The 26,644-nt window shown below is 37.3% G+C and carries 25 protein-coding genes; all 25 read left to right on the top strand.

Going from position 1 to position 26,644, the window contains the following annotated elements; all coding sequences use genetic code 11:
• Nucleotides 1–91 precede the first annotated feature (91 nt).
• A complete protein-coding gene (locus tag AC58QT_RS27765) occupies nucleotides 92–1,858 on the top strand; it encodes a motility associated factor glycosyltransferase family protein (RefSeq protein ID WP_497411827.1) in 1,767 nt (588 codons plus the stop codon).
• Nucleotides 1,848–2,201 (top strand): DUF8042 domain-containing protein, encoded by a 354-nt coding sequence (locus AC58QT_RS27770; protein WP_497411828.1) that lies wholly within the window; start codon nucleotides 1,848–1,850, stop codon nucleotides 2,199–2,201. Before AC58QT_RS27765 ends, AC58QT_RS27770 begins: the two co-directional genes overlap by 11 nt.
• Nucleotides 2,198–3,460 (top strand): motility associated factor glycosyltransferase family protein, encoded by a 1,263-nt coding sequence (locus AC58QT_RS27775; protein ID WP_497411829.1) that lies wholly within the window; start codon nucleotides 2,198–2,200, stop codon nucleotides 3,458–3,460. The genes AC58QT_RS27770 and AC58QT_RS27775 overlap by 4 nt, the downstream gene beginning before the upstream one ends.
• 75 nt (nucleotides 3,461–3,535) lie before the next feature.
• Nucleotides 3,536–4,528: an SDR family NAD(P)-dependent oxidoreductase gene (locus AC58QT_RS27780; protein ID WP_497411877.1), complete on the top strand. Its 993-nt coding sequence runs from the start codon at nucleotides 3,536–3,538 to the stop codon at nucleotides 4,526–4,528.
• A gap of 13 nt (nucleotides 4,529–4,541) precedes the next feature.
• Nucleotides 4,542–5,489: a dTDP-glucose 4,6-dehydratase gene (locus AC58QT_RS27785; RefSeq protein WP_497411830.1), complete on the top strand. Its 948-nt coding sequence runs from the start codon at nucleotides 4,542–4,544 to the stop codon at nucleotides 5,487–5,489.
• A gap of 30 nt (nucleotides 5,490–5,519) precedes the next feature.
• Nucleotides 5,520–6,704 carry a UDP-4-amino-4,6-dideoxy-N-acetyl-beta-L-altrosamine transaminase gene (gene pseC / locus AC58QT_RS27790; RefSeq protein ID WP_497411831.1) on the top strand — a complete coding sequence of 395 codons (1,185 nt, stop codon included), beginning with the start codon at nucleotides 5,520–5,522 and terminating at the stop codon, nucleotides 6,702–6,704.
• A 51-nt stretch (nucleotides 6,705–6,755) separates the two neighbouring features.
• Nucleotides 6,756–7,526 carry a glucose-1-phosphate cytidylyltransferase gene (rfbF, locus tag AC58QT_RS27795; protein WP_497411832.1) on the top strand — a complete coding sequence of 257 codons (771 nt, stop codon included), beginning with the start codon at nucleotides 6,756–6,758 and terminating at the stop codon, nucleotides 7,524–7,526.
• Nucleotides 7,523–8,587: a CDP-glucose 4,6-dehydratase gene (gene rfbG / locus AC58QT_RS27800; RefSeq protein WP_497411833.1), complete on the top strand. Its 1,065-nt coding sequence runs from the start codon at nucleotides 7,523–7,525 to the stop codon at nucleotides 8,585–8,587. The genes rfbF and rfbG overlap by 4 nt, the downstream gene beginning before the upstream one ends.
• A 12-nt stretch (nucleotides 8,588–8,599) precedes the next feature.
• The gene (locus tag AC58QT_RS27805; protein WP_497411834.1) at nucleotides 8,600–9,832 is read left to right on the top strand and encodes a methyltransferase domain-containing protein; all 1,233 of its coding nucleotides are present in this window, start codon (nucleotides 8,600–8,602) and stop codon (nucleotides 9,830–9,832) included.
• Nucleotides 9,833–10,366, top strand: coding sequence for a dTDP-4-dehydrorhamnose 3,5-epimerase (gene rfbC / locus AC58QT_RS27810; RefSeq protein ID WP_497411835.1), 534 nt, complete (start codon nucleotides 9,833–9,835; stop codon nucleotides 10,364–10,366). It begins immediately after the preceding gene.
• On the top strand, nucleotides 10,363–11,271 hold the full coding sequence (locus tag AC58QT_RS27815) for an NAD-dependent epimerase/dehydratase family protein (RefSeq protein ID WP_497411836.1): 909 nt from the start codon (nucleotides 10,363–10,365) through the stop codon (nucleotides 11,269–11,271). The genes rfbC and AC58QT_RS27815 overlap by 4 nt, the downstream gene beginning before the upstream one ends.
• 8 nt (nucleotides 11,272–11,279) lie before the next feature.
• Nucleotides 11,280–12,473: a class I SAM-dependent methyltransferase gene (locus AC58QT_RS27820; RefSeq protein ID WP_497411837.1), complete on the top strand. Its 1,194-nt coding sequence runs from the start codon at nucleotides 11,280–11,282 to the stop codon at nucleotides 12,471–12,473.
• Nucleotides 12,457–13,227, top strand: coding sequence for a cephalosporin hydroxylase family protein (locus AC58QT_RS27825; RefSeq protein WP_497411838.1), 771 nt, complete (start codon nucleotides 12,457–12,459; stop codon nucleotides 13,225–13,227). The genes AC58QT_RS27820 and AC58QT_RS27825 overlap by 17 nt, the downstream gene beginning before the upstream one ends.
• A 31-nt stretch (nucleotides 13,228–13,258) precedes the next feature.
• Nucleotides 13,259–13,972: a phytanoyl-CoA dioxygenase family protein gene (locus AC58QT_RS27830; RefSeq protein WP_497411839.1), complete on the top strand. Its 714-nt coding sequence runs from the start codon at nucleotides 13,259–13,261 to the stop codon at nucleotides 13,970–13,972.
• A 33-nt stretch (nucleotides 13,973–14,005) separates the two neighbouring features.
• Nucleotides 14,006–14,752: a TylF/MycF/NovP-related O-methyltransferase gene (locus tag AC58QT_RS27835; RefSeq protein WP_497411840.1), complete on the top strand. Its 747-nt coding sequence runs from the start codon at nucleotides 14,006–14,008 to the stop codon at nucleotides 14,750–14,752.
• Nucleotides 14,753–15,733: 981 nt separating this feature from the next.
• The gene (locus AC58QT_RS27840) at nucleotides 15,734–17,131 is read left to right on the top strand and encodes a glycosyltransferase family 2 protein (RefSeq protein ID WP_497411841.1); all 1,398 of its coding nucleotides are present in this window, start codon (nucleotides 15,734–15,736) and stop codon (nucleotides 17,129–17,131) included.
• A 119-nt stretch (nucleotides 17,132–17,250) separates the two neighbouring features.
• Nucleotides 17,251–18,261, top strand: coding sequence for a glycosyltransferase family 2 protein (locus AC58QT_RS27845; protein ID WP_497411842.1), 1,011 nt, complete (start codon nucleotides 17,251–17,253; stop codon nucleotides 18,259–18,261).
• Nucleotides 18,262–18,279: 18 nt separating this feature from the next.
• A complete protein-coding gene (locus AC58QT_RS27850) occupies nucleotides 18,280–19,440 on the top strand; it encodes a class I SAM-dependent methyltransferase (RefSeq protein WP_497411843.1) in 1,161 nt (386 codons plus the stop codon).
• Nucleotides 19,441–19,444: 4 nt separating this feature from the next.
• Complete coding sequence (locus tag AC58QT_RS27855) at nucleotides 19,445–20,569, top strand: glycosyltransferase (RefSeq protein ID WP_497411844.1); 1,125 nt, start codon at nucleotides 19,445–19,447, stop codon at nucleotides 20,567–20,569.
• Between the two features lie 9 nt (nucleotides 20,570–20,578).
• A complete protein-coding gene (locus AC58QT_RS27860; RefSeq protein ID WP_497411845.1) occupies nucleotides 20,579–21,748 on the top strand; it encodes a glycosyltransferase in 1,170 nt (389 codons plus the stop codon).
• A gap of 62 nt (nucleotides 21,749–21,810) precedes the next feature.
• Nucleotides 21,811–22,047, top strand: a complete 237-nt coding sequence (locus AC58QT_RS27865) for an acyl carrier protein (RefSeq protein ID WP_497411846.1) — start codon at nucleotides 21,811–21,813, stop codon at nucleotides 22,045–22,047.
• A complete protein-coding gene (locus AC58QT_RS27870) occupies nucleotides 22,048–22,791 on the top strand; it encodes an SDR family oxidoreductase (protein ID WP_497411847.1) in 744 nt (247 codons plus the stop codon).
• 153 nt (nucleotides 22,792–22,944) lie between these two features.
• On the top strand, nucleotides 22,945–24,324 hold the full coding sequence (locus AC58QT_RS27875; protein ID WP_497411848.1) for an AMP-binding protein: 1,380 nt from the start codon (nucleotides 22,945–22,947) through the stop codon (nucleotides 24,322–24,324).
• Complete coding sequence (locus AC58QT_RS27880) at nucleotides 24,321–25,409, top strand: LuxE/PaaK family acyltransferase (protein WP_497411849.1); 1,089 nt, start codon at nucleotides 24,321–24,323, stop codon at nucleotides 25,407–25,409. The genes AC58QT_RS27875 and AC58QT_RS27880 overlap by 4 nt, the downstream gene beginning before the upstream one ends.
• Nucleotides 25,409–26,635 carry an acyl-CoA reductase gene (locus AC58QT_RS27885; protein ID WP_497411850.1) on the top strand — a complete coding sequence of 409 codons (1,227 nt, stop codon included), beginning with the start codon at nucleotides 25,409–25,411 and terminating at the stop codon, nucleotides 26,633–26,635. The genes AC58QT_RS27880 and AC58QT_RS27885 overlap by 1 nt, the downstream gene beginning before the upstream one ends.
• Nucleotides 26,636–26,644 lie beyond the last annotated feature (9 nt).

Here is a 26,644-nt window from a genome sequence, read left to right on the forward strand (position 1 = left end):
AAATATTGAATACGGCTATGAAAAAGCAACCGAAATGGTTGCTTTTTCACTATATGAGATTTAAACGATCATAGTTTACGGGGGATTGAAAATGTCGCACGAGAATAAAGTTCAGTTGATAGCGACGAAAGCGAATGATGGTTTCACGATCAAATACAATAATTATTTCTTACATAGTATGTATAACCCACAATCCGAGGCATTGAAAATCGCTGAAAAGCATCATCGGGAAGGTTATTTACATATTCTTTACGGGATAGGTATGGGTTATATTGCACAAGAAATGGTAAAGAAAATGTCGGATAGCGATTATTTATTAATCCTAGAGCCGGAGCAAGAAATATTAGAACAATGTTTGCAAGAAGCACAAAATAAAAATTTGTTGGACTTGGAAAATGTTTGTATTATCCACTCAAAAAATCGAGATCTTCTAGGCCAATATTTTTCTGATTTATTTGAAAACTATAAAAACAAATTCACCTTAATTACTTCACTTAATTATGAGAAAGCATTCCCGGAAGACTATGTAGGAATTACTAAGTTAATTAAGGAGCTTATTGAGTATGGGATCATTTCTCTAAACACAGGAAATAGGTTTGCAGAAGATTGGCAAGTGAATTTTATTCACAATCTTTATACGGGGTTCGAAGCCCATTCTACGTCCCAGTTGGCGGATCAATTAAACTGCCCTGTTGTAGTTGCATCGGGAGGGCCTTCATTAATGAAACAAATACCCCTTTTGAGAAGTCACAGAGATAAATTCTTCTTGATCTGTGCAGGTTCAACGATAGGAACTTTGATAAGGGAACAAATTTCTCCGGATTTAGTAGTCTCGATCGATGGTGGGATTCATAATTATAATCATTTCGAAAATATAGAAACAGATGCGCCTTTAGCATTTCCGTTTCATATTCATGCAAAAATCCCTAAAGAATACAAGGGAAGGAAGTTTGTCTTCCATCTTCAGCATCACAGAACATATAATGATTTAGTTGCAAAAATATACGGTTCTGACATCGCAGTTTTCCCGGGTGGGGCTTCTGTTGCGAATGTGAGCCTTGCGATTGCAGCCTATATTTCAAAGGGACCTATCTGCCTAATTGGACAAGATTTGGCTTATACAGATAATCAAACACATGCAGAAGGTAATCGACACAAAAGTAATATTAGCGAAAATTATAAAAGAGAAAGAAACATGTTTTATACACAAGGTTACAATGGGGACGAAGTATTGACAGATGGTGCATTTGTAAGCATGAAAAGATGGTTTGAGGACTTTGTCAAGCTTTCGAATAGAGCGCAAAATATTTATAATTGTACTGAAGGTGGAGCGAAAATTGAAGGTATGAACCAAGTGCCTTTTGAATTATATATTAACAATTATTGCAACAGTGGTAAGGGAATTCCTCAATTCATTCAAGGTATTGAAAGAAATGTAAGAACGAAAGAAGAATGGTTAAACTTCCAACAAATTATAAATGAGATTTACTTAAATATAGAAAAAGCACAAAAAATAGCAAACAAGGCTTATATGGAATTAAGAAACAACAAGGAATTTACGATAAAGCTTTTAAGAAAACTAGATCGATTTGATAAAGGTTTGGCTGAATGTATGGAGGACAACTTTCTATATTTTATTTTGACTCCTTTAATAAACAATATTACATATGGAAGTGACAATGTAGAAACTAGCGACGAAAATGAGAACCGGCAGGTTATTTATGATAAGTCTTTGCGTATGTATAACACAATTGAACAATGCGTAAGAGTAATTTTACCTCATGTTGAAGAGGTTTTGCTTAAAATAAATGAGCGAGTTCAGGATATAGAGAAAGGAAACATCGACTATGAACAATGATCTTGTTAATGAAACCCTAGAGACAATGACTGAATATTTGCCTAGACTAATTCAGGCCAACCAACACTTAATTGAAGATTTTAGAGAAGATAGAGAATTTGATGCGCTGCAATTATTGAATGGCTTTATTGAAGGGGTAGAGTGGGTCTTAACTGCAAGTCAAATGATTAACAATCATGAAAATGTTTTCACTCCTGTAGGTAGTACATTCAATCAACATTTAAATGCGATCAACGAGGGACTTGCACAAGGAGATTTTCTAGTGGTTGCTGATATTTTAGAATATGAGGTTGACCCAATTTTAGCAGAAATATTTAATGAATCTAAGAGGGATTCCGAGTGATCATAGAGATCGTTGCGACAAGAACAGTCCCAACAATTAAATTAACTATTGACGGAACAGACACCTTTCTTCATAGCAAGTATGATCCAATTAAGGAAGTTGCAAGTTGGGTTCATAAGTATGAGCAAAACTTGATAAGTTCAGAAAAAGTTGTTGTCATTGGACTTGGCGCTGGTCATCACATTAAACATCTAATTGAGAAGTTAAATCCATCACGAGTACAAGTAGTTGAATTTAATCCACACTTTTATAAGTGGTTTCAAAGAAGTGCTTTTCATGCAGATATGAAAGCTCTAAAAAATGTAACTATTCAGTCATTTGAAGAATTAAGTTCGAAAGAAAAAACAAACTTATTTGAAGGATGTCCTCCAGAAAATGTTTTAATTTTAGAATCTTCCATTAGGTTAATGCCTGAACAATACAAAGATATTGAGTTCGTACTAAAAGTTCTTCTTCTCAAGAAGAAATCAATTCAAAGCCAAGAAGAGCAGATGCAGATCAATTTCACTGACAATCTACTACTACATGACAAAGGTATATTGCAGTGGAAGCAGTACTATAACAATCGAATGATGCTATTAGTATCAGCAGGTCCTTCACTTAACAAACAACTTCCACTGTTGAAACATATTTCAGATAACAGAATAGCTATTATTGGCGTAGTTGGGACAGGAGTAATTCCCTTGGTTAGAGCAGGCATTACTCCTGATTTCATCATGATATCAGATGCCAAGGTTGGAATAACTCAACAATTGATGGGCATTGAATTGCCTGATACGCCATTATTCTATTTGAGCACGGCGAATCATCTTGCCATCAAGCAGTATAGAGGACCAAGACATATCGTGTGGCAGGAGGGTTATAAGGAAGCAGAAGAATTGGCTATGTTAAAGCGAGAGCCATTAATAAATACGGGTGGATCAGTTGCGACTTGCCTCTTGGATTTAATGGTTTATATGGGTCCTGCGAAAATAGGATTAGTCGGGCAAGATTTAGCTTACACAGATGGCCTGTCTCATGCTTCTAGCACTCATGCCCAAAGAAAGATTACAGACGGGTTTAATCTTGAAATTGTTCCTAATTACGATCAGAGTGGACATGTGCAAACATCAAGGAATTTACTCAGCTATAAAAAATGGTTCGAGCGGTATGTGATAAGCAAGGAGAATATGGGGTTTTACAATTGCACGGAGGGCGGCGCTTATCTTGATGGTTGGAATCATCAGCCGTTGCGCATGTTTATCGATAAGAATGTATAACGTTTGGAAATAATATGAAGGCATATAGATCTTTGAGGTGAAGGCAACATGACATATAATGAAAGTATCAATAACATGTTTTTTCAAAAGTCTATATTAATCATAGGTGGAACGGGCACGATTGGCCAATCCTTAATTAAACATCTAATAAAATGTTCACCTAAAGTTATACGAATACTCAGTCGAGATGAATATAAGCAATTCCAACTGCAACAAGAATACCAGAACCATAATCAGATGCGATATCTTATTGGTGATGTTAGGGATGGTTCGCGGCTTGTTCGGGCTATGGAAGGCATTGATTTTGTGTTTGATTGTGCGGCAATGAAACATGTTCCATCTTGTGAGTACAATCCGTTTGAAGCGGTTCAAACCAATATTATTGGAACGCAAAATGTCATTCAGGCAGCGATGGCTAACGGCGTTTCAAAAGTCATATTAACAAGTACGGATAAAGCTATTTCTCCCACAAATACGTATGGAGCTTCTAAATTAATGGCGGAACGTTTAATTACTGCAGCAAACTATCATAAAGGTTCTAATAAAACTGTTTTCGCTGCTGTACGTTTTGGAAATGTATTGGGTTCTCGTGGCTCTGTAGTCCCTTTAATCAAGCAGCAGGTTCTAGAAGGTAAGGAAGTCACCTTAACTGACGGAGAAATGACTAGGTTTATGATGAGCCTAACAGAAGCAACTGACTTACTGTTAAAAGCTATGGAAGTAGCCACAGGCGGCGAAGTGTTTGTTTTAAAAATGCCGGTGTTAAAAATCGGTGATTTAATTGATAGTATCATTGAACTTGTAGTGGACAAGTATGGAGTTAATCCTTCGAAAATTAAGATTAAAACGACTGGAGCCCGCATAGGCGAAAAAATGTATGAGGAACTTATGACTTTGGAAGAGTCAAAGAGTGCACTTGAACTTCAAGATATGTTCCTTATCCCTTCTCCATTTAAAGAATATCATTTGGAAAATGCAAGGCCTGCAAAATGTATGACATACAGTTCAATTGACCAACCAGTGCTGTCAAAAAGGGAAATCAAGCAATTAATTGATTCAATCATTTAGGAGATGGAATGACATGAATGTATTACTAACGGGTGGCGCAGGATTTATAGGGCGATGGGTTGCCAAAAGATTGCTCGACGATGGTCACAAATTGTGGATACTTGATAATCTCTCCAATGGAAGCGCGGACAACCTAAAGGAATTTGAAGGTAACGATGGTTTGGTCAAGGTTATAATCGGTGATATTAAAGATGAATCGTTACTAGAACAACTTTTTTCGGAGTGCCAATTTGACATTTGTTATCATTTGGGTGCTTCAATCAACGTTCAAGACTCTATCGATGATCCTCGAACAACGTTTAATAATGATACACTTGGAACTTTCTTTGTCCTAGAACAATGCCGTAAGCATCAGGTGAAAATGGTATTTATGAGTACCTGTATGGTGTATGCAGCTTGTACGGATGAAGCCGGAATCACAGAAGGACATCCAATTAGCCCGGCGTCCCCTTATGCTGGTTCAAAAATTGCTGCTGAAAATATGGTCATTTCCTACTACCATGCCTATAAACTACCTACTGTTGTCATTCGTCCGTTCAACACCTTTGGGCCATTTCAGAAGACGGGCGGTGAAGGTGGTGTAGTTGCCATCTTCCTTAAAAGAAAGCTTTCAGGTGAAGATTTGAATATTTATGGGGATGGCCTACAAACACGCGATCTGCTATATGTTGAAGATTGTGCAAGATTTGTTGTGGAAGCTGGTTACTCTGATCAAGTGAATGGTCAAATCGTAAATGCTGGACTTGGTCGTGATATATCGATTAATGATTTAGCGCTTCTAATTATACAAGATCCATCTAAAATTAAGCACGTGACGCACATTCATCCACAAAGTGAAATTCAAAAATTGCTATGTAACTACGAAAAAGCGCAAAAGCTATTGAACTGGGCACCTGAAATCACTTTAGAAGAAGGAATCAGGAGAACAGAAGAATGGATTAAAACGAGTCACCTTATATAAGGTGACTCGATTTGTACCGGAGGGAAAGACATGGAGCTAGCAATCAATGGTGGTACTTCAGTGAGAAGTAAAATGCTACCTTATGGACAGCAATGGTTGAATGACGATGATATTAACGAGGTCATCCAAGTTTTACGTTCTGATTTTCTAACACAAGGGCCGAAGATAGCAGATTTTGAAGCTGTGGTTGCTAATTACGTAGGCGCAAAATATGCAGTTGCATTTTCTAATGGTACCGCTGCACTTCATGCGGCTTGTTTTGCTTGTGGGATTGAACAGGGAGATGAAGTCATTACCACGCCAATTACTTTCGCTGCCAGTTCTAATTGTGCACTGTATATGGGGGCTAAACCTGTTTTTGTGGATATTGATGACCAAACCTATAATATTAATCCTGATTTAATAGAAGCTGCAGTCACCCCAAAGACTAAAGCGATCGTGGCCGTAGATTTTACTGGACAACCTGTAAATATGGACAAAATCAAGCAAATTGCGGATAAATATAATCTTACAATTATCCAGGACAGCGCGCATTCACTAGGTGCTACTTATAAAGGTCAGAAAGTCGGATCATTAGCGGATATGACCATGTTTAGCTTTCACCCAGTGAAGCACATTACAACAGGTGAAGGCGGCATGATTGTTACAGACGATGCTGATTATGCGAAGAAACTGAAGTTATTTCGTTCACATGGGATTACGCGGGAAGATATCGCCGAAGATAAAGGACCTTGGTACTACGAAATGACTGCTCTGGGTTATAACTACCGAATGACCGACATTCAGGCTGCTTTGGGCATATCTCAATTAAAAAGGCTCGATGAGTTCGTAGATAGCAGAAAAGCATTGATCCAAATGTACAATGAAGAATTCCAACACTTGGACGGTGCAATAACACCGTTTCAGCTCGCGGATACGGATTCCAGTTGGCATCTTTATATTTTGCGTCTAAATCTCGAGAAATTAAGTGCGGACCGTAAACAAATTTTTAAAGCATTGCAAGCAGAGAATATTGGTGTGAACATTCACTACATTCCTGTATATTTTCATCCCTATTATCAAGGTTTAGGTTACGAAAAAGGCCTTTGTCCAATTGCTGAGAAATGGTATGAGGAAGTTATTACATTGCCACTATTCCCTAAAATGACTGAAGAAGATGCCTACTCTGTTATTGAGGCGGTTAAAAAGGTATTAAACTATTACATAACGGCATGAAATTACCGATGAAATAATACGATGATCATCAAATGGTGAGGGAGGATACTAATGAAAGCGGTCATTCTGGCTGGAGGGCTAGGCACACGAATCAGTGAAGAGACACATTTGAAACCAAAGCCGATGATTGAGATTGGTGGAAAGCCAATATTATGGCACATCATGAAAATGTATTCACACTACGGAATCAATGAATTCATTATCTGTCTAGGGTACAAAGGATACGTAATTAAGGAGTACTTCGCTAACTACTTTCTCCATACGTCGGATGTAACCTTTGATTTGCTTAAAAATAGCATGGAAGTTCACCAGAACAATGCGGAGAACTGGAAAGTAACGTTAGTTGATACAGGTGAACATACAATGACCGGTGGTCGATTAAAAAGAGTTCAACAATATATCGGTGACGAGACGTTTTGTTTTACCTATGGTGACGGTGTAAGTAACGTTAACATTGCGGAAGTTATTCAATTACACAAAGAGCAAAAAAGAAAAGCTACTGTTACAGCAGTTCAACCTGCGGGGCGATTCGGAGCGTTAGATATGGATCACAATATGGTCACCTCATTTGAGGAAAAGCCTATGGGCGATGGAGCTTGGGTGAATGGTGGGTTTTTTGTTCTTGAGCCCGCAGCTCTCCAGTATATATCGGATGATGAAACATCATGGGAACAACAACCGATTGAGAATCTGGCTAAAGATTCACAGTTATCTGCTTATCGCCATCATCACTTTTGGCAGCCTATGGATACGTTAAGAGATAAAGTAAAGTTAGAGGAACTGTGGGAATCTGGGAAAGCACCCTGGAAGGTATGGTCATGAAGCAAACGTTCTGGTACGGAAAGAAAGTGCTTATTACCGGAAATACTGGCTTTAAAGGAAGTTGGTTATCGCTGTGGTTAACGAAATTAGGGGCTGAGGTTACGGGATACTCCTTGATACCAAATACTCAACCCAACCTATTTGAAACTGTTGGTTTAGCTAACAGATACCTTACGATTAATGGCGATATTAGAGATGTAGAACGTTTAAGATCAGTAATGAATGAACAAAAGCCTGACATCGTACTGCATTTAGCGGCGCAATCCTTGGTTCGACCTTCCTATGTAGATCCTGTTACCACATTTTCAACTAATATTATGGGGACTGTATCGGTCCTAGAAGCTGTTAGGCAGCAAGAAAGTGTTAAAGTATTTATAAACGTGACTAGCGATAAATGCTACGACAACAAAGAGTGGATATGGCCTTATAGAGAAACTGATCCAATGGGTGGATACGATCCATACAGTGCGAGTAAAGGCTGTTCTGAATTAGTAACATCCGCCTATTATAATTCGTTTTTCGGAACTAGAGAGATTGCCATTGCTTCTGCACGAGCGGGGAATGTTGTTGGCGGTGGTGACTGGGCAGCAGATCGTTTAGTCCCAGATATCCTACATGCATTATCTGAGAGTAGAAATATTATTCTGCGTAGTCCGAATGCTGTTCGACCATGGCAGCATGTGCTTGAGCCAGTAAGTGGTTATATACTGTTGGCTGAAAAGTTGTGGGATTTTAAGTATTTATCTGGTGGATGGAATTTCGGGCCTTCTCACGCTGGGGAAATGACAGTGAATGACCTAGCCTGTAAAATGATAGAGTTTTGGGGCGGGAATAACACGCAGGTGGTTCATAATACGAGCGAAACGCTCCATGAAGCCGCTACGCTAAGATTGGATAGCACAAAAGCGCGCAGCCTACTGAATTGGAAATCGCTTCTTTCAAGTGATGAAACCATAGAGTGGATTATAGATTGGACTCGACAGTTCCAATGTAAAGAAAACATGCTCCAAGTAACTCTAGGACAAATTGAGAAGTATGAGAAACTAAGTGCTCAAAGCTAAGGAGCAAATCTTATGAATAATAAAAAATGTCGTTTTTGTGATACAGAATTAACCGAGACTTGTGTCAATTTAGGAATGACGCCGATGTCTAACTCTTATTTGCACAAGGATGCGTTAAATAAAAAAGAAAATTACTACCCACTACATGCATACGTTTGCGGTGAATGTTATTTAGTCCAATTAGAGAAATTTGAATCTGCTGAGCATATTTTTAGTGATTATGCCTATTTCAGTTCATATTCAGATAGTTGGCTTGAGCATGCGAGACATTATGTGAATGAGATAACATCTGCCTTCACTTTAACAAGGGACTCTCTAGTCGTTGAAATCGCTAGTAACGATGGGTATCTACTGCAATATTTTAAGGAAAAGGACATTCCCGTTCTAGGAGTTGAACCAGCAGCGAATGTAGCCAAAGTTGCTCAAGAGAAGGGGATTTCTACGCAGGTTGATTTTTTTGGCAGGAGGACAGCAACTGAGCTTGCATTAAAAGGTAAAAAAGCTGACTTGTTGATTGGTAATAATGTTTTAGCCCATGTACCGGATCTTCACGATTTTGTAGAAGGTATGGCAATTGCACTAAAACCTAATGGCATTATAACGATGGAGTTCCCGCATCTTCTTCGTCTGATGTCGGAAAACCAATTTGATACTATTTATCACGAGCACTTTTCCTACTTATCACTTATGACTGTGAAGAAGATTTTTGCCTCAAAGAAATTAACCGTGTTTGATGTTCAAGAGCTCCCTACACATGGAGGTTCTATTCGCATTTATGCGCAACATGAGGAAACGGGAAGACATCCGGTTAGTAGCCGGATAAGCGATTTATTAAAAAAAGAAGTGGATTACGGAATCTTGGATATATCCACATATACAGAATTTGCGGAAAACGTAAAGCGGACGAAGCGCGCAATTCTTGAATTTTTCATTAAAGCTAAGAATGAGGGTAAAACCATCGTCGGATACGGTGCTCCCGCGAAAGGAAACACGCTTTTAAATTATTGCGGAGTAGGTGTTGATTTTATTGACTACACCGTAGATCGCAGTCCTCATAAGCAAGGATTGTTTTTGCCGGGTACACATATTCCAATTTATGACCCGAATCAAATCGCAGAAACAAAGCCTGATTATGTCTTTATTCTGCCTTGGAATCTTAAAGATGAAATTATTATTCAGATGAGCCACATCCACAGTTGGGGAGGGAAATTTGTCGTTCCTATTCCTGAAGTGGCGGTGTTATAGATGATATTCCTGGAAACAATTCTTAAGGGTGCATATGTCATTGAGTTACAGAAGCTAGAGGATGAACGTGGTTTTTTTGCAAGGTCATGGTGCCAAGATGAGTTTAGAGTACGAGGAATGAATCCTAATTTGGTTCAGTGTAATATTTCTTATAACAGGAAAAAAGGGACATTAAGAGGTATGCATTATCAATGTGCACCTCACGAGGAAGCCAAGCTAGTCAGATGTACTAGAGGGGCTATCTACGATGTTATCGTTGATTTGCGTCCTTATTCAGAGACATATAAGAAGTGGATCTCAGTCGAGTTAACTGCGGATAATAGAACGATGCTATACGTTCCAGAGGGCGTTGCTCATGGATTTCAAACATTAGAGGATGATACGGAAGTATTTTACCAGATGAGTGAGGTTTATTATCCTGAATGTTCGAGAGGTGTACGGTGGGACGATCCGGTTTTTGGGATTGAGTGGCCTGAGATGGGAAATAGTATTATTTCAGAAAAAGATAGAAGTTATCTGGGGTACCCATTATGAAAAGAGTACTAGTAACTGGAGCAAATGGTTTTATTGGAAGAAACGTAATACTTCAGTTAGCAAATACAGAATATGAAGTTCACGGGACTACTAGAGATTTACTACGGCAAATCGATGAATCTAATGTGCAATATCATCATATTGATCTAATGGATCGCAAACAAGTAGTTTCATTGCTGGATAAAGTTAGGCCTACACATTTACTGCATTTAGCATGGTATACAAAGCCCAAAGAGTATTGGTCCTCTTTAGAGAATTTTGAGTGGTTGCAAGCCAGTATTTATTTGGTTCAAGAATTCTATAGGTCTGGCGGACAACGAGTTGTTGTTGCAGGGAGTTGTGCTGAATATGATTGGAACTATGGCTATTTACAAGAGACAATAACACCACTGAGTTATTCAACTCCTTATGCGGCCTGTAAAAATCATCTTCAGGGTATTCTAGAATCATATGCCAAACAAGTAAGCTTAAGCTATGCTTGGGGAAGAGTCTTTTTCTTATATGGACCTTATGAGCATGTGGATAAGCTAGTTTCCTCTGTAGTAACCTCATTATTAAAGAATGAGGAAGCGCATTGTACACATGGGAATCAACTCAGGGATTTTCTACACGTTAGCGACGTGGCGAAAGCCTTCATATCTTTACTTAATAGTAAAGTCCACGGGGCAGTAAATATATCCTCTGGTCTGCCTATAAAATTAAGTGAGATCGTTCTGGGAGTTGCTACGCAACTAAAAAGGAAAGAGCTAGTTAAGCTTGGAACTATTAAATCCTCTTTAAATGAACCATCTCTTATAGTTGGAAGTAATGAAAGACTTACTCGTGAAACGGGATGGAGTCCTTCGATTTCACTGCCAGCCGGTTTGGAAAATACAATTAATTGGTGGAAAAATCAGTTGTCTTAGGAGGAAGCATGCGCTCTATCCCTCAATGTCCAATTTGTGAATCTATAGAAACTAAATGTTTTTTAGAAAGAGAAGGAGTGCCTGTACACCAAAATTTACTAATGAAGAGTAAAGTGAGTGCGCGAAACATAAACCGTGGAGACCTTTCTTTACATGTTTGTCATTCATGTGGATTTGTGTTTAATCGAGATTTCGACCTTGCGAAAATGAACTATAGCTCCGAATATAACAATTCTCAAACATGTTCCCCTTTTTTCAATCAATATGTCAATGACCTTGTACAGCGTATATCCGAATTAGTTGGAAATAAGAGCTGTACTGTAATCGAAATTGGTTGTGGCAAGGGGGATTTCATTAAACGTATAGTGCAATCTAACCCCAATGTTAAGGGTTTTGGTTTTGACCCTAGCTACGAGGGGGATAATGATTGCGAGGGTGGAAGACTGACCTTCATAAAAGAATTTTATGATGGAAAATATGCTCAGATTAATGCCGATATAGTGATATGTAGGCATGTAATTGAACACATAGAAACTCCTGTACAGTTATTGAGTACTGTTCGGCGAACATTACTTTCTAGTACAAATACTAAATTGTTTTTTGAAACTCCATGTGTGGATTGGATATTGGAAAATCAAGTTTACTGGGATTTTTTCTATGAACATTGTTCCTATTTTACGAAAAGCTCTCTAACAACCGCTTTTGAAAGAGCTGGTTTTCAAGCTGAACGAGTTACTCATATATTCAAAGGACAGTATTTATGGATGGAAGCGACATTAGGTGATGTTAAGGAGTCGGTTTCGGAAATTGATTCAAGAAAAACTAATCAGATAGCTGAAAGATTTACTCAGAATGAATTAGTTGTAACTAGCAAATGGAAAGATACGCTTCAATCATTGAAATTACTTGGAGATATCGCGGTTTGGGGAGCAGGTGCCAAAGGTGTGACCATCGCAAATCTGTTAGATCCAGAGTGTACACTAATCAGTTGTATCGTGGATATTAATCCAGCCAAGCAAGGAAGGTATTTGCCTGGAACGGGCCATCCAATTGTAGGTATTACTCAGTTAGAATACTTTAATGTTTCCAATGTAGTTGTAATGAATCTGAATTACAAAGGTGAAATAGAACGCTTAGTACAGCAGCATAATATAAAAGTAAATTTGATTGAATTGGAGACCTATAATGAGAATAACCATTGATACTGAGAAAAGATTACTCATTGAGCAATCAGAACACCAATTAATTGAACGTCCACTCTATTCTAAAGAAGCTTTCGAAGTTATTTCGGATCTATGGGTAAAAGTGGGTTGGAATGAGAAATATAGCTACACCTTTTCATGGATGGGAAGGCCTGTTATTCAACTTCCTGAGGATATGATACGTATTCAGGAGGTTATTTATGAGTTAAAGCCGGACGTTATCATTGAAACGGGAGTTGCACATGGCGGGTCTCTGATTTTTTACGCAACCTTAAGTAGGGCAATGAATCACGGAAGAATCATTGGTGTTGATATTGAAATACGCCAGAACAATCGTAAAGAAATTGAAAATCATGAATTATCTTCATTTATTTCATTGGTAGAGGGCGATTCTGTACAAGAAACAACACTAAGCAAAGTTAAGTCCTTAATTAAAAATGGTGAAAAAGTGCTGGTTTTACTAGATTCTAATCACTCGAAGGAGCATGTAGCCAAAGAGCTAGAAGCTTATCATGAGTTGGTTTCAGAAGGATCATATATTGTTGTTACAGATGGAATTATGAAGGATTTGTATGATACTCCACGCGGAGAAGTAAATTGGAAACAGGATAACCCTGTTAGCGCAGTCGAGGAATTTCTCGAAAAACACCCTGAATATCAACTATTTCAACCGAATTGGCCTTTTAATGAGAGTGAATTGACGGAGAATATTACTCATTGGCCTGCTGCATGGTTGAAAAGGGTGAGAAAATAACTTGAAGCAAGGATGAAGGAGGTCATTTATTATGGAAACGCCATTAATTGAATTATATAAAAACAATGGTTTTATTTTAGTTAAGAACTGCATTCCAGATGTATCTGTGGACACATTTTTAACCAATTACCTCCAATTTGTTTATGAGATTACTGGCATTAGATTTATTGATCCTCATGGGAGAGAGATTGTCGATTTCTTTAAAGAAAATAAACATATTGAGTCTTACATATATGACAAAATCAGAGAAAAACCATGGTCACATGAGATTTCGACTCATTTTTCAGTAGTCAATACTGTTAAAACACTTCTTGGGGGGAAAGTCACGATTTTTGAAAAAATCCCTTTTAGAATTGATATGCCATTAAATACGTTGGAAATGGCACACTGGCACCAAGATTATTTTTATGTAAAAGGAAACACAGATATTATTACAGCTTGGATTCCACTTCAGAATGTTGGTTTTAACAATGGTTGCTTAAGTGTCATGCCTAAATCCGCCAAGTTAGGTATCCTAGATCATGACATGAAAATTGGATTAAAAAAATGGGTGCCAAGCAATATATTTAGCAATGAAATTCGTATGATTGAGATGAATAAAGGTGACGTGCTTTTCTTTAATTCTTTACTCCTCCATTCATCCAATCTAAATTTGTCAGATTCTATAAGATATTCGATTCAAGCAAGGTACACAGACCCTTCAAAACCAGTAAATACAGCAATGGGACAACTTTATGAGCTCTAGATAAAATAAACATATGAAATGGAAGTGCTAGTAATGATTAGAGAACCTAAAAATCAGTCAATAAAAGATATTGATCAATTTAAGCTTATGGAAGATGTTTTCATGCAGGCTGAAGGAAGTATCGCGGATAAAGTGGACGCATTTCCAAAATTCTCCTCAAGACAAGCCATGGCAAAATTTCTAGCAAGATATGAAATTTTTAAAAAAATCATACCAATAAATGGTTCTATTATCGAGTGTGGAGTCTTACACGGTGGTGGACTTTTGACTTATGCAAAGTTATCATCCATTTTTGAACCAACAAATCATACTAGAAAAGTTATTGGTTTTGATACCTTCGATGGATTTCCAAGTATTCACGAGAAAGATAGCCAAAAAGGGAATTCCTCACACTTAAATGTTGGTGGTCTAAAGGGTTCTGCTATTGATGATGTAAAAAGAGCTATAGATTTGTATGACACGAATCGCCCACTTTCACATATACCAAAAGTCGAGTTAATTCAAGGAGATTTGTGTAAGACAGCCCCTGCTTATTTAGCCGATAATCCTCAACTTGTTGTGAGCATGTTGTATCTGGATGTTGACTTGTATGAGCCCACGAAGGCTGCTCTAGAGACTTTTGTGCCCCGCATGCCTAAGGGTGCTATCATTGTCTTTGACGAATTGAATGCAAAGATGTTTCCTGGAGAGACACTTGCAGTAGATGAAATATTAGGCATTCGTAATATAAGTATTGAAAGATTTTCGTTTGATTCCTATATCTCATATTGTGTGATTTGAAGACTTATAAAAACAAATTTCTTTAAGTACTAAAAAAGATTGTGCACTGAGAGTTCATCAAACAGTAATAATAATGTCAATGGAAGTGTTGCCAATTTCAGTGTATTAAATAAAAGCACACAATTTCTCATGCTGTTCTGTATTCTAAGTTTTTGAATTAAAATTAAATAAAAGTATAAGTAATCCCTTGGTAGTAACTTTTATAGGTCATGGGATTTATATATTAATGTAAGACTAATATTCTTTTAAGTTTAAATAAAAAAGTCTTAATAGTGATAAATTATCAGCCATTCCTGTAATGGAGTAAGTCATTGAGCTTTTGAATGAATAAAAGAGCCCCTAGTAGACTGGAAAATGTTCTGGTTGAACAAAAACCCACATACAGAAAGGGGCTCTTTTATTTGAAGCGTAAAATGAGGGTAGAACATAAGGCGGGCTTTAGTCTCGTAGGGAATATTTCAAGTAAGCGCAAAAGCAGACGGGGATAAGTAAACGAGAACGTTCTCGTTTAAGGGCAGCATTGGTGTTTCATTGTATTTTACAGCTGAGTAAGGCATACAATGCAATGGTGTTGATTGCTCATCAAACCAGCATGTATCAGAGAGCCGCTTAAATCAACAGCTATTAACCTGATTCTTCCACTAATTTATTTGTGTATTACAATGGCAAACGAAGTACCGGAGATGCCAAAAAACTACACACTATAATGGAGATATAAGCCGCATAAATGGGCATTCACACGACCAAAGGAATGTAAGTGCAAAGACCGTGTGTGACATAGGAGTGAGTGAGTAGATCAAACCATGCAACTTATCCAATTTTCACAGTTTTGAATCTAAACGATTACAAGCTCTGTTCCTGCTTACGTCAATGCATTAAATAAGGTGTATGCTAATTTCTATAACAATACCACATAAGATGTCAATGTTGAAATATTGAGAATTAATGAGAAAGTAAACTTTATAGTGGGAGTGGTGTAAAATGAGTAAAGCACCTTTATTATCAATTGTTTTGCCGACTCGAAATAGAAGCACGATTGTTGAAAAAGCAATAAAAAGCGTGTTGGATCAATCTTTTTCAGATTGGGAACTTATTATTGTTGATAATGATACAACGTCCGATACGTACGATGTTGTACAACCTTATTTAAATGAGAAAGTTAGATATATTCGAACTGGCGAATTAGCAATGCATGATAATTGGCAAAAAGGAATCGAATACGCACTTGGTACTTACATTACGATACTTGAAGATAAAGCTTCTTATGTATCTAATGCTTTTGAGCAAGTATATCGAGTTACACAAACTATAAGTGATGCACAAATAATAGTTATGGGATATGAAGTGAACGAAAGCAGCCAATCGCTCATTGAATGTGAAAATCCAAAGGTATATTCGTTTTCAAGCACTGAAGTGATTCAAATGTTTCTCCACGAATCGCAAAATCACATAGATCCAATATTACCTAAGATGATTTTCTCTTGGTGTCATCGATCTGTAATTGACTGGTGTAAGGAACAAAATGTATCATTTTGTCAAGCATACACGCCGGACTATTCGTCGATGTATGTACAGTTAGCTTATTTCGATCGTCTTTATTATATTGAAGCCCCGTTAGTAAACTTTAATATGAGCTATAGCAATGGCGTGAAGTTTTCACAAAAAAAGTATAACGATCCTGTATTGAAAGATTTTCTTGAATTATCAGCAGGTGGTTCACTTGATCCTTTTTATAAATTTTCCAGTGTTCGTTTGAAAACATGGTACAACGCTGTGATGAGCGACTATGAATCAATCAGGAAAAAATTCTCTGCAAAGCTTACTCATCATCCAATGAGCAGCACTCAGGTTTATAAAGAAGCAATTAATCAGATATTATATTGTGAGCAACTAGGGGTTGATATGAGTGAAGAACGGATTGATCTATCTATAGAGCTTCAAAAAGTACCTAAGTTTATACAAAAAATGATCAAGGATTATGAGGGAGTAGCTATAGCATCTGTATTTAAGGCGTCATATGAGTATTCTGCTCAATTTTTGATAGAAATTGTTAAGTTCTATTTAAGTGCTCAGAAAAAAATTGCAATTTGGGGCGCTGGTGATATAACAAAGCTTCTATTTCTTCAACTTGGGGATGCAGCTAAGCTTATTGATTGCGTCGTGGATGGGAGTACAAGTAAGCACGGGGAGCTTATGCACCCTTATTCGTGTACGATTTATCCGCCTACAGAATTATTGAATCGAGAGATTGATATCATTTTTATCTCAACACAAAAATGGCAACAAGAGGTTGAGGCCCAGATTCGCTTAATGGGACTTCAGGCTAGAATACTCTCACCCTCAAATATTAAAGAGTTTCTTGATCAGCAGTTACTATAAAAGAAGTAAGGCGTATTTTGATATAAAATCGACTATTTGCTTCATGAGTTTAAGAAGTCGCTCTGCTAGTAAAGCTAAAATCTCTAAAACTATGCATCCTAGATGAATCGAGTGATAATATGGCAAAAGTAAGCGTTAGTATGACTGTGTATAATGGAGAAAAGGATATTAGAGAAGCAATTGACAGCATTTTAAATCAAACGTTTCGTGATTTTGAGTTGATCATTGTAGATGATGCTTCTATAGATTCTACTTGGGATATTATTCAAAGTTATACAGATCCACGTATTCACAAGTATAGATTGAAATCTAATAGAGGAGTAGGCTATGCTAACAATTTTGCTTTGGAAAAGGCAAAAGGAGAATACTTTGCGAAGTTAGATGCAGACGATATTAGCGAACTAGATCGCTTGGCTAAGCAGGTTAGCTACCTCGACACGCATCAAAATGTGTCCTTGGTTTCATCAAATATTAATTATTTCCCGGACAACGAAAATGTAGAAAGTTCGCAGAGATACAAGGATCTAAAAGCAGCATATGAAACACAACTGAATGCGCAGAAAACAATGGAAGATATTGAAAAAGAATTATACTGGTACTGTTCTCTTGTGCATACTACGATTATGGTACGGAAAAAAGATATAGAAAAGATCGGGTATCCCACTGAGATGAGGGTTGGGGAAGACTATTTTGTTTTCTATAGTTTGAACAAACAATGCCACAAACTTGCAAAAATGGATGATGTGCTCGTTCATGTTAGAATTTCGGATAGCTCTGTAACATCAAATAAAGTTGAATCGATATTGAGTAGTGTTATAAAAATTAAAAAAGATGATATCAATACCTTCATTAACAAAGATACGCGTAAGATAGCCATTTGGGGAACAGGTAACTTAGGTCGTGAAACTCACAATATATTACTAGATATTTTCGGTGTTGAAGCTAACTATTTTATTGACTCAAACTTGTCAGTAGTCGGGAATAGTCTTTTGGGTAAAGAGGTTATCTCACCCAATGAAATAACTTCTAATAAAGTGATTATCGCATCATCATACGGGAAGTTTGAAATAGCAAAGATTTTGGAGGATAGAGAGTTCAAGCATTTAAATGATTATTTTGTAATTTATTAGTCAATAAGGAGTGCTAGTATGAAATACATGGAATTAATGGAAGTTCTAATAAGACGTAAAGTAATCTTATTTGGGGCTAGTACTGCTGCAGAAAATTTCTTGAGTGCGTTACCTAACTTCAAATTTTCACATTTCCTAGATAATGATGTTAATAAAAATGGTAAAAATTTTCTGGAAAAGAACATCTTATTGCCCGATTCCTTAGCACTTGAGAATAAAGAAGATACCTTTATTGTTATAACAAGTATGTATAAAAAAGAGATTGTGCTTCAACTGGATAAACTAGGGTTTAAATATAAAGAAAATGTATTATCTTTAGATGATATTCTAAAGATTATTCATCACGGTCAAGCTTTTGAACCTGGACATTTCTATTCTCCTATTCCAGATTTAAAAATTGTGAAAGAGAAAGATGAGTTTTTATTTAATAAGAGTAAGGATATAGAGCTTTTAGGAATTCAGTTAAATACCGAAGCACAGATTAAATTACTTTCAAAAATTGCATCATATCTGAATGAATTTTTTCAATTATATGGAGAAAAGAAGTTCACAAGATTCCATCTAGGTACGGACAATACCTACTTTGAATCAGTAGATGCAGCTGTCTTATACTCGCTAATTAGAAAGAATGCTCCAAATAGAATTGTCGAAGTTGGTTCTGGATTTTCTTCTGCTTTAATGCTTGATACAAATGATTTGAATAGTGATTTAAATATTCAAATGACCTTTATTGATCCGAATCCACAACGCTTACATTCACTTTTAACAGAGTCTGATAAAGAAAGAGTAACGGTTCTAGAAAAGGAAGTTCAAGATGTGCCTTTATCGGTTTTTAGAGAATTGGAAGAGAATGATATTTTATTTATCGACAGTTCACATATTACTAGAATTGGAAGCGATGTAAATCATGTTATATTTAATATCTTACCCGTACTGAAGTCAGGTGTGAAAATACATTTCCATGATATCTATTATCCTTTTGAGTATCCATCTGTTTGGGTTTATGAAGGTAGGTATTGGAATGAAGCATATCTCTTAAGAGCATTCTTACAATATAACGAGCAGTTCAGTATAGAGTTTTGGAATGATTTTATTTTCTCACTCCATAAAGATAACGTATACCAGATTTTATCTACTCCTATTGAATCAGGGGGAAGTATTTGGTTAACTAAGAGGTGAAAGAATGGAAAAAATCCACATTGTTTCTACAATAGATTCTAATTATATTCAGCACTTTTGCACGATGTTGGCATCGATCGAGAAAAATACGAATGAAAAAGAGCGACTTGTTGTTCACTTAATTCACGATGGTCTGAGCGAGTTTAATACGAATCAAATATTGCAATGCACGAGTGATTTAGGTTTACAAATTTGTTTTCTTAAAATAGATAAAGATAATTTTAAAGACTTTAATGTGACTGAGCACTTTAGTCTAGCCACCTATTATCGCCTTCTGATTCCAACTATTTTCGATGAGAAGATAGAGAAATTACTTTACTTGGATGTTGATATTATTGTTCGTAAAGATATTGTCGAACTGTGGGATATTGATTTGGGAGACTATTCGGTTGGTGCAGTTGAAGACAAACATGGGTATCTGCGTTTAAAAGAGTTAGGGATTCCTGAAGAACATAATTATTTTAATGCAGGAATAGTCTTAATAAATTTAAAGAAATGGCGAAGAGAATGCATCGCTAATAAAGTCGCTGCTTTTATTACTAATAATCGTGAGAAGCTTAAATATCATGATCAGGATGCCTTAAATGCAGTTTTGTATAGTGACTGGATCCAAATTCCTACGACATGGAACGTACAAACGAGCATGTATGAGGAATCTGATGAGAATCAGGATTTTGAAAAAGTTGAGTTAGCTTTAGCAAAGAAAAACCCTTCTATTATTCATTACACAACAGCCTCAAAGCCATGGCATGTATCAAGTACTCATCCATATAAGGAAGAATATTACCATTATCTTCAATATACGCCTTTTAAGGACTTTCCGATTGTTCATACTGAACTAAAAAATTTGCTGCAGCGAAAGCAGAGGTTGTTTGTTTTTGGGGCAGGTGTTTTAGGGGAGAAGTTTGTAACAGCCTTGGAGTTGCAAATAATTGGGTTTGTTGATAATAGCAAAGACAAATGGGGACATAAGCTGTTGCAGAAAGAAATATATTCTCCTGATAAACTACTAGATTACCCAAAAGAAGAATTAGGTATTATTATTGTAAGTGTTCATCATAGGGCAATTGAAAAACAACTTGCCTCTTTAGGGTTTCAAGTAAATGTTGATTATGTGAGTCAATTGTAAGGAGAAATCATGTATAAAATTACTGCAATAATTCCTGCCTATAACGCGTCTTTTTATATTAAGGAAGCATTGAAGAGTGTTATTCAGCAAACCTATCATGTTCATGAAATTATCGTTGTTGATGATTGTAGTCAAGATGATACATCGAAAATTGTTAATGAGATGTCGTCACAATATGAGCAAATCAACTTCTTTAAGTTGAATGAGAACAAAGGAGTCTCTCATGCTCGTAATGTCGGACTCGAAAAGGCAACAAACAACTGGGTGCTGTTTTTAGACGCTGACGATATTTTGGAGCCGAATATTGTGGAGAAGCATGTTCAATATTTAGAAAGGTTAAAAGATCCTAATGAATTTGCTTTAATTTACCCTGCCTATCAACAAATTGATATATCAGGGAAGACTCTTGATGGTACTATTAGAGGGAAAGCGTTAAAGCAAAAGGAAGCATTTGGCGAACTTCTTGTTCGCAATCTAATCATTACTCCATCAGGTTTACTCTTAAATCGGCGGTTTGTGCAAAAGCATGGAAATTTCAACGAATCATTAAGCTCGAAAAATGAAGATTGGGATTTATGGCTACGCCTCGCCCAATTCGGGGCTATTGGATATATTGATGATCCATTAGTTAAAATTAGAAGACACGCTAGCAATGCAACGAGTACGTTAAGTGTAGCCAGCTCGATAGAAAAGATAGTCTTGGGTCAATATGACATTAATGTAATCAGAATTGCAGTTCTGAATCGCGACTATTCTGAAGTGAGAAATATACTAGATTATGTATCGATGTTATTTCGCTTTCAAAAATGGAATGAAGGATTTGCAGAAGTAGAGTTTTTGGCGTCCAGTGATGCAGGAGAACAGGGATCTATTTTATTTTTGAAAGCAATGTTTTACGTAAATGAGGAAAAGTTTAAGCAAAGTAAACTTTTATTCAAAGAAATACTTGAAATCATTCCGAATCACGGAGCCGCTTTAAATAATTTAGCTGTACTATATGCAATGAAATCCAATTTCGTTCAAGGGCAGAAGTTGATAAAAAATGCTTTAGAACTTTATCCTAACTATGTGGATGCTACAATAAATTTAAATGCATGTAATGCAAATAAACACGACCATCAGAGCTACCGTTTCACATTTAGGGAATTAAGGCCAGTACTATTAAGTTATCAAGGGTAAAAAAGATGATAAATTCCTATTTATCGTGTAATGAGTAGCTAATTCGTCAAGGAGGAACTCACATGAACGAACAAAAGCTTAAAACCATTTTTGCAGAAGCATTAGACATTCCAGAGGATATGATTGTAAATGACCTAGCCTACAACAGTATTGAACAGTGGGATTCAATCGCCCATATGTCTCTTATTGCTGCGATTGATGAAGGTTATGATATTATGTTGGATACCGATGATGTTATTGATATGAGCTCATTTGCTAAAGCGAAAGAGATATTAGTCAAATATGGAGTGACGTTCTAAATGTTGCTTGAGGGTAAAGTAGCATTGATTACAGGAGCTTCAAAAGGAATAGGCAGAGCGACGGCTCTTATTCTTGCACAGCAGGGTGCTACCGTTATTTTGAACGGACGTAATGAAGAGGAGCTGCAAGCTTTAGCGATCGAGATCAAGGAATTCTCGGTACATGCACCATTAGTATTGCGTTATGACGTAACAGATGAAGGTGAGATTAAGCAGGCATTCCAACGCATCAATGCCCAGTATAATCAGCTTGATGTTCTTGTTAATAACGCTGGAGTTTTACACGATGGGTTGCTTGGTTTTACGAAAAAGGAAAAGCTAGACGAGATGTATCAAGTTAACGTTATGGCTACCATTTCACATATGCAGTACACGACACGTTTAATGATGCGCAAAAAGAGCGGATCAATTATTAATCTTAGCTCCATTCTCGGACGCTATGGGGATGTTGGGCAAGTTGGCTACGCTGCGAGTAAAGCGGCTGTAATTGGAGCCACAAGAGCGGCGGCCAAAGAATTTGCCTCTTCCAACATACGGGTGAACGCAGTAGCGCCCGGTTTTATTGAAACGGATATGACGGCAAAGCTATCTGCAGATAAATATAAGGATCGCTTATCTAACATTCATATGGGGCGAGCGGGGAAACCGGAAGAAGTAGCGAACACGATTCTTTTTTTAGCATCCGATTTGGCTACGTATGTTACCGGTCAAGTGCTTGGTGTTGATGGTGGAATGGTTGTTTGAGGAATACTTAAAGTAAATATTAAGATAAGGTTGTCCAAAGGTGCAATACTGTACTTTTTGATACAACTTTATCTTTTTTATTTATACTTTTGTTTGAAAAAACCGATAATATAATATGAGAGTCTAGGTAAAGGTTAAAGGAAGTGTTTAATCGTGACATCATTTTGGAGTCTTAATCATAATACAGAGAACATCGCAGTTGTCTCGATGGATCATAAGAATGTCTCATATCGTACATTACAACAGCGTGTAGAGGACTTTAAAAAAGCATTACCTAAATCATCTAAGAAACAGTTAGGTCTTCTGCTTAGTTCCAATGATACAGCTACACTAGTTGCTTATATTGCGAGTTTACAGGCGGGTTATGGGGTTATGCTGATTGATGAACAATTAGATAAACAGTTAATTAAAAATATACTAGCTACATACAAACCAAATTGGATTTTTTCTTCGTCAACTATACAAACATTTGAGAATTATGAGAAAGCTTCTTCTACATTATGGATTGAAGAAGAAGTGTCTGCTGCAGACGTTCACCCCGATCTGGCCGTCCTACTTAGCACATCAGGAACGACGGGCAGCGCCAAATTTGTGCGTCTCTCCTATGATAATTTGCAAGCCAATGCATTGTCGATTTCGACGTATTTGCAATTAGATGCGACAGAACGGGCGATTACAACATTGCCTTTCCAATATTCATATGGTTTATCGGTCATTAACAGCCATCTTCTTGTTGGCGGCACTTTAATTATGACCCAAGCTTCAATCTTATCCAAGGAATTTTGGAGTTTATTTAAAGAACAAGAGGCAACATCGTTAGCGGGCGTTCCATATACGTACCAAATGCTTCATCGTCTTCGATTTGGATCCATGGAGCTGCCTTCATTACGTTATTTTACACAGGCTGGTGGACGCTTAGCGACCAATCTCGTACAATCCTTCCATGAAGTTGCAAGGGAAACGGGGAGACGGTTTTACGTGATGTACGGCCAAACAGAAGCGACGGCGCGAATGAGCTACGTTCCCTCAGAACAACTTTCAAAAAAAGTAGATTCTGTTGGGATTGCTATTCCAAACGGAGAATTTCATATTGATGAAGAAACATCAGAGCTTATCTACGAAGGACCAAATGTGATGCTTGGTTATGCCGAAGCTCGAGAGGATTTAGCAAAAGGAGACGAGTTGAAGGGGAAACTTCATACGGGTGATATAGCTGATATGGATGATGAAGGTTTCGTGTATATTAAAGGGCGAATGAAGCGGTTTATAAAACTGTTTGGCTTACGAATGAATTTAGATGAGATTGAAAAGCAATTAGAAGCGGCCATGTCAGTGACTGTTGCATGTACTGGAAATGATGATAAACTAATTATTCTGACAGAAGATGAGACGAATATTGATCGAATTAAAGAGTTTCTACGTGATTTGTACAAACTACATGCATCATCTTTCTCTGTGAAAGCTGTGCCGATGTTGCCTCGATTGGAAAATGGAAAAATGAATTACACCAAATTAAAGGAAATGATGTTATGAATGAAACCATTTTTCAATCTCCTTTTGAGATGAAACTTGCTGATAAACAGGCTTTTTTGGTGGAAGAGTTAAAGAAATTAACAGTTTTTCATAAGAATCATTGTAAACCTTATGAGCAAATTTTAACGAAAGTTCCATTTGACGAAGAAATTGCTAGCATGGAACAAATGCCATATTTGCCGGTCCAACTTTTTAAGATGCTTGATTTATGTTCTGTCCCGAAAGAAGAAGTAATGAAAACATTAACCTCAAGTGGGACAACTTCGCAGCAAGTGTCCAAAATCTACATTAACCGTGAGACGTCAGAGTTGCAGTCGAAAGCGCTTGTATCCATCGTGAGAGATTTCATTGGGAAACAAAGGCTACCGATGATCATCATTGATACGAAAAATGTGATAAAGGATCGTAAATCCTTCAGTGCAAGAGGAGCTGGAATAGTCGGTTTTTCTAACTTTGGACGTAACCACTTGTATTTGCTGGATGACAACATGGAGATAGATTGGGAGGGCTTATACGCTTTTCTGGAAAAGCATAAAGGCGAGCGCATCTTATTATTTGGATTTACATTTATGATTTGGCAATACTTCTATAAAATCTGTCGTGATAAAAACATTCAACTTCCACTTGATAATAGTATTTTAATTCACGGTGGAGGATGGAAAAAATTAAGCGATGAATCTGTCAGTAACGAAATTTTCAAACAATCCTTACTCGAGCAATTTCATATTCCTCTGGTTCACAACTATTATGGTATGGTTGAACAAGTGGGTTCGATTTTTATGGAGTGTGAGCATGGACATTTTCATACTCCTAACTTTGCAGATGTGTTGATTAGAGATTTTGACACGTTGGAGCCAGTTACGATTGAAAAGAAGGGCATTGTTCAAGTCATTAGTATTCTTCCGAAAAGTTATCCTGGACATAGCTTGCTGACGGAGGATGTAGGAACCTTACATGGGGAGGATAATTGCCCCTGTGGTCGAATGGGGAGACACTTCACTATTGAAGGTCGAGTTCCTAAGGCAGAAATAAGGGGTTGCAGTGATACGCACACTTATGACCAACAGAATGGAGTGAATGTGTAATGGAATCTCTATTGCCAAAGAGGTTGGTCATCGAGGGATGGCAAGAACATGCTACGAAAATGGCGAAGATGAGACCTTTGCATCCTTTCTCTCCCGTTGTTGTGCAGTTTCTGAATGAAGTGTCTGCCATCATTTTAAAGAATAAACAAATGCGCGCTTACCCAGAACTGATGGCTACGGGCTATTGGCTCAGAAAAGCAAATATTGTTCGAATTCAACAAGATTTTATGAAGCGTAACGAGAACTTAATATCACTAGCTAGAGGAACAGTTTTACATTTCGCACCTTCCAATGTGGATACAATTTTTTTGTATTCATGGGTGCTATCTATGCTAGCGGGAAACCTAAATATTGTTCGCCTATCTCAAAAAAGAAATGAGCAGCTCGAGGTTTTACTTGAAATAATCGGCAGTGTAATGGATCAAGACAAGTATGAAGATATTAAACAGCGGACGCTGTTTGTAACATATGCACATAACCAGCAAATCTCGCAGTTCCTCTCAGGCATATGCCACGTTCGGGTCATTTGGGGGGGAGATCAAACGATTCGAACGATTAGGGATATTCCTTTGCCGCCATTAGCAACGGAGCTCGTATTTGCAGATCGTTTTTCGACGGTCGTACTCTCGGCAGATCAACTTATCCATTTAGAAGATGAACAATTTTCTAAACTTGTACATGATTTTTATAATGATGCGTTCTGGTTTCAGCAGATGGCATGTTCTTCACCAAGGCTTGTTTGCTGGGTCGGAAATGATAGAGAGATTGAAGAAGCGAAAACAAGGTTTTGGGGCGCGGTTACAGCAAAGCTTCAAAGTGAGCAGTACGAGTTACCAACAGCCTTGCAATTATCTCGATTGACGACTGCCTTTTTCTATGGTGCACATACGTATACAGATGCTGTATCTACGGCATTGCTACATACCCCAACACGTGTTGAAGTGACTGAAATCAATGAACAAATCAGAGAAACACATTGTGGTGGAGGGTTATTTTTAGAACTATCATGTGTGTCGTTGTTACAACTTGCGACATTTGTCGCAGATAAAGACCAGACATTATCTTATTTTGGGTTTACAAAAGAAGAGTTGAAGGAATTCATTTACTCCTTACAAGGACGAGGAATAGATAGAATCATACCGGTTGGGAAAGCGTTAGATTTTGCGGAGATATGGGATGGGTACAATTTATTAACTTACTTTACTAGGGAAGTTGATTTGCGTTAAGGAGGAGAA

The organism is Paenibacillus sp. J31R109 (genome assembly GCF_059692055.1).

Coding starts and splice junctions, on each gene's coding strand:
- AC58QT_RS27865 (WP_497411846.1), top strand. CDS start 21,811: ATGAACGAACAAAAGCTTAAAACCATTTTTGCAGAAGCATTAGACATT.
- AC58QT_RS27815 (WP_497411836.1), top strand. CDS start 10,363: ATGAAAAGAGTACTAGTAACTGGAGCAAATGGTTTTATTGGAAGAAAC.
- AC58QT_RS27825 (WP_497411838.1), top strand. CDS start 12,457: ATGAGAATAACCATTGATACTGAGAAAAGATTACTCATTGAGCAATCA.
- AC58QT_RS27840 (WP_497411841.1), top strand. CDS start 15,734: ATGAGTAAAGCACCTTTATTATCAATTGTTTTGCCGACTCGAAATAGA.
- rfbG (WP_497411833.1), top strand. CDS start 7,523: ATGAAGCAAACGTTCTGGTACGGAAAGAAAGTGCTTATTACCGGAAAT.
- AC58QT_RS27845 (WP_497411842.1), top strand. CDS start 17,251: ATGGCAAAAGTAAGCGTTAGTATGACTGTGTATAATGGAGAAAAGGAT.
- AC58QT_RS27805 (WP_497411834.1), top strand. CDS start 8,600: ATGAATAATAAAAAATGTCGTTTTTGTGATACAGAATTAACCGAGACT.
- AC58QT_RS27765 (WP_497411827.1), top strand. CDS start 92: ATGTCGCACGAGAATAAAGTTCAGTTGATAGCGACGAAAGCGAATGAT.
- AC58QT_RS27770 (WP_497411828.1), top strand. CDS start 1,848: ATGAACAATGATCTTGTTAATGAAACCCTAGAGACAATGACTGAATAT.
- AC58QT_RS27820 (WP_497411837.1), top strand. CDS start 11,280: ATGCGCTCTATCCCTCAATGTCCAATTTGTGAATCTATAGAAACTAAA.
- AC58QT_RS27830 (WP_497411839.1), top strand. CDS start 13,259: ATGGAAACGCCATTAATTGAATTATATAAAAACAATGGTTTTATTTTA.
- AC58QT_RS27835 (WP_497411840.1), top strand. CDS start 14,006: ATGATTAGAGAACCTAAAAATCAGTCAATAAAAGATATTGATCAATTT.
- AC58QT_RS27780 (WP_497411877.1), top strand. CDS start 3,536: ATGTTTTTTCAAAAGTCTATATTAATCATAGGTGGAACGGGCACGATT.
- rfbF (WP_497411832.1), top strand. CDS start 6,756: ATGAAAGCGGTCATTCTGGCTGGAGGGCTAGGCACACGAATCAGTGAA.
- AC58QT_RS27850 (WP_497411843.1), top strand. CDS start 18,280: ATGAAATACATGGAATTAATGGAAGTTCTAATAAGACGTAAAGTAATC.
- rfbC (WP_497411835.1), top strand. CDS start 9,833: ATGATATTCCTGGAAACAATTCTTAAGGGTGCATATGTCATTGAGTTA.
- AC58QT_RS27870 (WP_497411847.1), top strand. CDS start 22,048: ATGTTGCTTGAGGGTAAAGTAGCATTGATTACAGGAGCTTCAAAAGGA.
- pseC (WP_497411831.1), top strand. CDS start 5,520: ATGGAGCTAGCAATCAATGGTGGTACTTCAGTGAGAAGTAAAATGCTA.
- AC58QT_RS27785 (WP_497411830.1), top strand. CDS start 4,542: ATGAATGTATTACTAACGGGTGGCGCAGGATTTATAGGGCGATGGGTT.
- AC58QT_RS27880 (WP_497411849.1), top strand. CDS start 24,321: ATGAATGAAACCATTTTTCAATCTCCTTTTGAGATGAAACTTGCTGAT.
- AC58QT_RS27885 (WP_497411850.1), top strand. CDS start 25,409: ATGGAATCTCTATTGCCAAAGAGGTTGGTCATCGAGGGATGGCAAGAA.
- AC58QT_RS27860 (WP_497411845.1), top strand. CDS start 20,579: ATGTATAAAATTACTGCAATAATTCCTGCCTATAACGCGTCTTTTTAT.
- AC58QT_RS27855 (WP_497411844.1), top strand. CDS start 19,445: ATGGAAAAAATCCACATTGTTTCTACAATAGATTCTAATTATATTCAG.